The organism is Nonomuraea sp. NPDC048881, assembly GCF_040649795.1.
In the GTDB taxonomy this organism is placed as follows: Bacteria; Actinomycetota; Actinomycetes; order Streptosporangiales; family Streptosporangiaceae; genus Nonomuraea.
The window spans coordinates 1-6,031 of sequence record NZ_JBEZGC010000045.1 but is presented as its reverse complement, the minus strand read 5'-3'; the positions used below and the strand labels follow the sequence as shown (position 1 = coordinate 6,031).

Annotated in this window: 5 protein-coding genes; 2 read left to right on the top strand and 3 right to left on the bottom strand. The window is 72.2% G+C overall.

The genetic code is table 11. The annotated features are described in order from the left end of the window. Positions 1–796, top strand: a 796-nt coding sequence (locus tag AB0C33_RS51025; protein WP_358303084.1) for a cation:proton antiporter, incomplete at its 5' end; no start/stop codon positions are given. A 429-nt stretch (positions 797–1,225) separates the two neighbouring features. Here AB0C33_RS51025 and AB0C33_RS51020 read toward each other — a convergent pair. Then, positions 1,226–2,395 (bottom strand): alpha/beta hydrolase, encoded by a 1,170-nt coding sequence (locus tag AB0C33_RS51020; protein ID WP_358303081.1) that lies wholly within the window; start codon positions 2,393–2,395, stop codon positions 1,226–1,228. Positions 2,396–2,522: 127 nt separating this feature from the next. Between AB0C33_RS51020 and AB0C33_RS51015 the strand changes: the two genes are divergently transcribed. Continuing rightward, positions 2,523–3,392, top strand: a complete 870-nt coding sequence (locus AB0C33_RS51015) for a LysR family transcriptional regulator (RefSeq protein WP_358303086.1) — start codon at positions 2,523–2,525, stop codon at positions 3,390–3,392. Between the two features lie 10 nt (positions 3,393–3,402). Here the strand turns inward: AB0C33_RS51015 and AB0C33_RS51010 are convergent, their stop codons facing one another. Further along, positions 3,403–4,824 carry an OmpA family protein gene (locus tag AB0C33_RS51010; RefSeq protein ID WP_358303078.1) on the bottom strand — a complete coding sequence of 474 codons (1,422 nt, stop codon included), beginning with the start codon at positions 4,822–4,824 and terminating at the stop codon, positions 3,403–3,405. 263 nt (positions 4,825–5,087) lie between these two features. After that, the gene (locus AB0C33_RS51005; RefSeq protein WP_358303075.1) at positions 5,088–5,744 is read right to left on the bottom strand and encodes a CBS domain-containing protein; all 657 of its coding nucleotides are present in this window, start codon (positions 5,742–5,744) and stop codon (positions 5,088–5,090) included. Positions 5,745–6,031 lie beyond the last annotated feature (287 nt).

Below are 6,031 nucleotides of genomic sequence, written 5' to 3'. Positions count from 1 at the left end.
CGAGAAGGTGCCGCCGCGGCTGCGGCAGCTGCTCAACGTCGAGTCCGGCGTCAACGACGGGCTCGCGCTGCCGTTCGTCATCCTGTTCCTGGCGATCGCGTCGGGCTCGGCCGACCTGCACCTCGGCGAGCTGGGGCTGGAGCTCGGCCTGGGCGTGCTCATCGGCATGGCGATCCCGTGGGCGGCGATCAAGCTGGAGCAGACCCGCTGGTTCGCCGCCTCCACCGCCTACGAGCCGCTCAACGCCCTGGCCATCGGCCTGCTGGTGCTGGCCGTGGGCAAGGCCACGCACGGCAACCTGTTCCTGGCCGCGTTCTCCGCCGGGATCACGGTGGCGACCTTCGGGCAGCGGCAGCGGGAATCGTTCGAGCACTTCGGCGAACTCATCGCGGAGATCTTCAAGCTGGCGGCGCTGCTGGTGTTCGGGGCGCTCATCACGCCGTCGCTGCTGGGCTCGGTGGGCTGGCAGGGGTGGCTGTTCGCGATCCTGGCGCTGGTGGTGGCGCGGCCGGTGGCGATCTGGCTGTCGTTCCTGCGTTCCGGGCTGACGGTGCGCGAGCAGGCGGCGGTGGCGTGGTTCGGCCCGAAGGGGTTCGCGTCGGTGGTGTACGGGCTGCTCGTGCTCGCCTCCGGGATCGCCGCCGCGCAGCAGGTGTTCCAGATCGTCGCCGTCACCATCGTGGCCTCGATCCTGCTCCACTCCTCCACCGACATCGTGGTGGCCCGCGGCTTCGACGACGAGCACGACGTCCCGGCCTGGTTCGGACGGCTGCGCAGACGCGACCAGACGCCCTGAGACGCCTTCGCCCGCAAGAGCGGGCGATCGCCGCTATCGCAGGCCCGTGAGCAGCGCGTCGGGGCCCGCCTTCACCGCGGAGGCCGTACGGCCCCGGTGGACGACCAGGTTGGCCGCGACCGGCGCGAGCAGGGCGTCGGCGAGGAAGCCCGCGTCCGCCTCCGGCTTGATCTGCCCGATCAGTATGACCAGGTGCTGGTGGTACGCCTCGTAGGCCCCGCCGAAGCGGGTGAACCTTCTCGTCGATGAGCCCGTACGCCAGGCCCGACCTGTCGCCGAACCGCCGGTACAGGGTGCCGATGCCGACGCCCGAGGCGGCCGCGACGTCGGCCATCGCCAGCCCCTTCATTCCCGCGGTGGCGACGATCTCCGCGGCCGCCGGCACGACGGCCTGACCTGCGACGGCCACCCGGTGGCGGCGCGGCGGGGCTAAGGCTGCGGGGTCCGCTGCTGCGATCTCACCCGGGCGGTGAAGGCCTCGATGGCGTCCACGAGCGCCTCGAAGCGGACCGAGTGGTACAGGTCGAAGGCGTGGTTGCCGCCACGCAACTCGGCGTAGACGACGGGGGCGGCCGACGTACGGCGGAGCTGGTCGGCGAAGTGCCTGGCCTCGGCCACCGGCACCAGCGGGTCCAGATCGCCGTGGGCCACGAAGAACGGCGGCGCGTCCGCGGTGACGTGGGCCAGCGGCGCGGACCGCGGGTCCCCGTCGAAGTAGGCGCCGTACCAGCCGTTCAGGTAGATGGCGCCGGTCACGGAGGTGTCGGCGTGCTCGAAACCCGGCTGGTAGGCGGGGTCGTTGGGGGTGAGCGCGGCCAGCGCCGCCATGTGGCCGCCCGCCGAGCTGCCCGCGACGAACAGCGTCGAGGGGTCGGCGCCGTACTCGTGGGCGTGCTCGCGCACCCAGGCGATGACCTTCTTGAGGTCGATCAGGTGGTCGGGGTGCTGGGACTGGGGCCGCAGCCGGTAGTTGGCGCTGACGGTCACCCAGCCCTGGCCGGCGAGCCGGTAGAGCAACGGCAGCGACTGGCTGTTCTTGTGGCCGCTGTCGTAGTGGCCGCCGTGCAGGTGGATCATGACGGGCGCGCCCTGCGGACGCGAGCGGTGGTGGTAGACGTCGAGCAGGTTGCGCCGGCCTGCCTCGCCGTAGGAGAGATCGGCCACCCGGCGGACGTCCGCGCGGCGCTTGAGGATGGGCAGGAACAGGATGCGACCCCACGGCGGACGACGGCGCAGTCCGGCGGCGAGGTCGGCGTCGATGGCGGCGCGCCAGCCCGCGCCCAGGCCGGCGTCCATCGCCCGCCAGATCCTGGCCCGCTCCCCCAGACCGCGGCAGGCGATGACGGTGAGCCCGATCGTCGTCACGGCGGCCAGGGCGACGACTGCCCAGCCGCCCGCCGTGTGGATGTCCCCCTCGGCGAACGCCAGCGCCGTCGGGGCCAGCAGCAGCCAGAAGAAGGCCGCGAACGGCAGTTCGTTGGCGGCCAGCCCGAAGAAGTAGCTCACCCGGCCGAGCGCGCTCCACCCCGGCGGCGGCCGCAGCGCGAACAGCGTCCCGAGCGCGACGAGTGCTACAGGGATCAGATATCCGACGGGCACCGAACCTCCAAAGCCGCACGTCCTTCGAACGCGCCAAGCCTCTCCCACCCGGCCGCCCCGCATCTACGACGGATCCGATAACGTCCTTTAACCCTGAGATGAAGAATGCGGAGGCTCGCCCGTGGAGATGCGGGAGATCGAGATCTTCCTGACGCTGGCCGAGGAGCTGCACTTCAGCCGTACTGCCGAGCGGCTGGGCATCAGCCCCGCCCGCGTCAGCCAATCGATCAAGAAGCAGGAGCGGCGCATCGGCGCGCCCCTGTTCGACCGCACCACCCGAGCGGTCCGCCTCTCCCCGCTCGGTGAGCAGCTCTACCAGGCGCTCAAGAGCGGCCACCGGCAGATCACGCAGGGGATAGCGACCGCTCAGGCCACCGCCGACGGCACCGCGGGCACACTGACCCTCGGCACGGTCGGCCCGCTCTCCACGCAGATCAAGGACGTTCTCGACCTGTTCCTCGCCCGCCACCCGAACGCCCGGCTCCAGCACCGCGAGATCCAGCCCGCCTCTCCGCTGGACCTGCTGAAGTCGGGCGAGGTGGACGTGGCGCACCTGTGGCTGCCGATCCGCGAGCCCGACCTGACCATCAGACCGACCTCGTACGCCTCCGACGTGGTGTTGATGGTCTCCGCCGACCACCCCTACGCGGGACGAGACTCCATCTGCCTGGAGGACCTCGGCGACTGCACCGTGGTCGAGGGCCAGTCGATCCCCTCCTGCATGGAGGAGATCTTCAACCCCTACCACACCCCTTCCGGCCGCCCCGTCCGCCGCGGGCACAAGGTCACCACCTGGCAGGAGACCCTCAGCGCCGTCGCCACGGGTCAGGCCACCGCCGGGGTCACCGCCGAGGCCGCGGCCTTCTACCCCTGGCCCAGCCTCGCCTTCGTCCCGATCCGCGACGCTCCGCCGTGCCGGTGGACGTTCGCCTGGCGTACGGCGGCCGAGACGCCGCTCATCCGCGCCTTCGCCCGGGCAGCGGCCGACGCCTCATGAGGGAGCGAGCTCAGGACAGGGGCACCTGCAAGGGGCGCCAGGTGGCCACCTTGACGGTCAGCGCGTCAGCCTGGGCGGGCAGGGCGTACAGCGACCAGAACTCCTTCGTCTCCCCCGCCTCGAAGCTCGTCGCCGACAGTGCCACCCCGGAGGTGTTCGTGCACGCGCAGTACGTGCCCGGCTCCTCGCCCTCGCCCTCGGCCACGATCACGCGGGCCGGGCGGTACAGGCGGCGCGCGGCGGGGTCGGTCACCTGGATGTTCCTCGCGGCGTGGTGCTTGAAGGCGCTCCAGTCGTCGGCCCAGTTGAGGTCGTGGTACCACGCCTCGCCGTCACCCCGGCTGGTGATCGTGTAGCGGAGCAGGCCCAGGTCACCGGGCATCCGGCGGAAGGACGTCACCTTCAGGTCGAAGGGCACGCCCTTCGCGCGCACGGTCGCCGTCGTCCCCTCGCCCTCGGGCAGCGGGGACGCCGTGGTGCCGGCGGCCGGCACGTCAGCCGGCGCGGGCTTGGCGAACGTGATCGTCACCCGGCGGTTGCGGCGCCGTCCCTCGTCGGAGCTGTTGCTGTACAGCGGGCGGCGGGAGCCGTATCCACGGGCCCTGAACGTCACCTGGTCGCGCGTGATCAGAGGCATGAGGGCCCGGCGCACCGCCTCCGCGCGGCGGCGGGACAGCGGCTCGTTGACGGCGTCGGTGCCGGAGGAGTCGGCGTGGCCGTCGACCTCGATCGTCGTGTCCGCGGACGTGTCGATGAGCTCGGCCGCCTTGGCCAGCACCGTGCGGGCGCGCGGCGTGAGCGTCGCCTTGTTCAGCGCGAACAGCACGTCGGAGGAGAGGCTGACCTTGAGGTCGGCGCCGTCGTCGGTCGTCTCCTCGGTGCGGTCGAGCGACTGGGACGGCGTCTCGATGAGGTGGCTGACGGTCTCGACCTGGGACGCGTCAGGGTCGGGCAGTCGCTGACCGGGCGGCGGCACGGGCGGGTCGTCGCTGATCGGGACGTCTACCATCGGCGGCCCGATCGGTGTGACGATCGTCGTGGTCGCCGGGTTGCCGGACGGCGCGGGCAGCACGGCGTAGACCGTCAGCGACTCGCCGGGGTCGATGATCGCTTCGAGGTCGTCGCGGTCGGGGTCGCTGCACAGGCATTCGCCGTCGGCGGGTTTGTACGGCATGAGCCATCGATGGGCCGGGGCGTCGAGCACCGCGATGCCGGCGGGCCCGCGCCACTTGAGCGGCCGCATCGGGTCGGCGAGCGGCGCCTGCCAGTGCAGCGGCTTGCCGATGCCGGCGGACAGGCGCAACTGCACGATCAGGTGCTTGCCGCCGACGCGGTTGAGCCCGACGAGTTCGGCCTTGTAGTTCGGCTCGACGGTCCCCTGGACGGTGGCCAGCGCGGGCCGGGTGTCGCCGCCGCCGGACGTCGCGCTCACACTCGCAGAGGGCGAAGGAGCGCCGGCCGAAGGCGCGGGAGGCGGTGCGGTGGTCCCGCTCGCCGAGGGCGCGAGAGGCGGTTGACCGCATCCGGCGGCCGTCAAGGCGAGGGCGGCCAGGGCCATGATCCGGATACGCATGCCGGGCATTGTGCCATGACCACCTCAAAGGCGATCAGTCAAGGACATCGTGGACGGACGCCCGCTCCTCGCCGAGCGCCCCCATCGCGCGCCCGGTCACGGGTCGCGCAGCGCCCCCCGCTCTACCGCGGCGGCGGAACACTGACCAGGTCGTCGTGGTCGGCGGTCACCTCGCCGGTGACGTCGACGACGCCCTCGACACCGCGCACGGCCTCCATCGCCGCGATCGCCTGTGACCGGCGTTCCACGCGCCCGCCGAGCTTCACCACGCCCTGCTCGATCTCCACGGAGATCGCCCCGGACGCCGGGAGCACGGCCCGGACCTCGGCCTCCAGCTCCGCCCGCGGACGGGCGAAGACGCGCAGCACGTCGCGCTGGTGCAGGGTGCCGACGATGCGCCCGCTCGCCGGGTCGATCACCGGGAGCTGCTTGATGCGCCGGTCGTGCATGATCCGCGCCGCCTCGCGCACGGAGGTGCCCGGCGTGACGCTGATCGCCGGGGTGGACATGAGCCGGCCCGCGGTGACGGCCGTCGCCCGGTGGTGCTCGTCCCGCCGGCGGTGGGGTTCGTACATCGACACGCTGTGCCGTACCGGGTCGATCTCCTTGAGCAGCAGGTCGTCCTCGGAGACCACGCCCACCGGGCGCCGGTCGGCGTCTATCACGGTGACCGCGCCCACCGCGTACCGTTTCATCGCGTTGAGGACGTCGGCGAACGACGCGTCCGCCAGCACGGCGATGGCCACCCGGCCCATGACGTCCTTGACCTCGATCGACATGGTGTACCTCCTTGCCCCTCTCTCTCCATCCTGCTCCTGTCCGGACCGGTCCACGCAGGAGCGAACGTCCCGGGCGGCTGGGCCGAAGGCACTCACGTGACGGGGCTTTCGTCCCTGTGCGTGCCCGGCACGGCCCACGGTGACGGCGGAACGCCCACCCCGGGGTGCGGGGTGGGCGTCCGCGTCCGGGCACTACCTGAGCCAGGCGTTGCGGCGGACGATCGGCAGGTTGCCCAGCCCGAGCGTGGCGCCCGCGCCGGCCATGGCCAGGCCGATCAGGACGATGG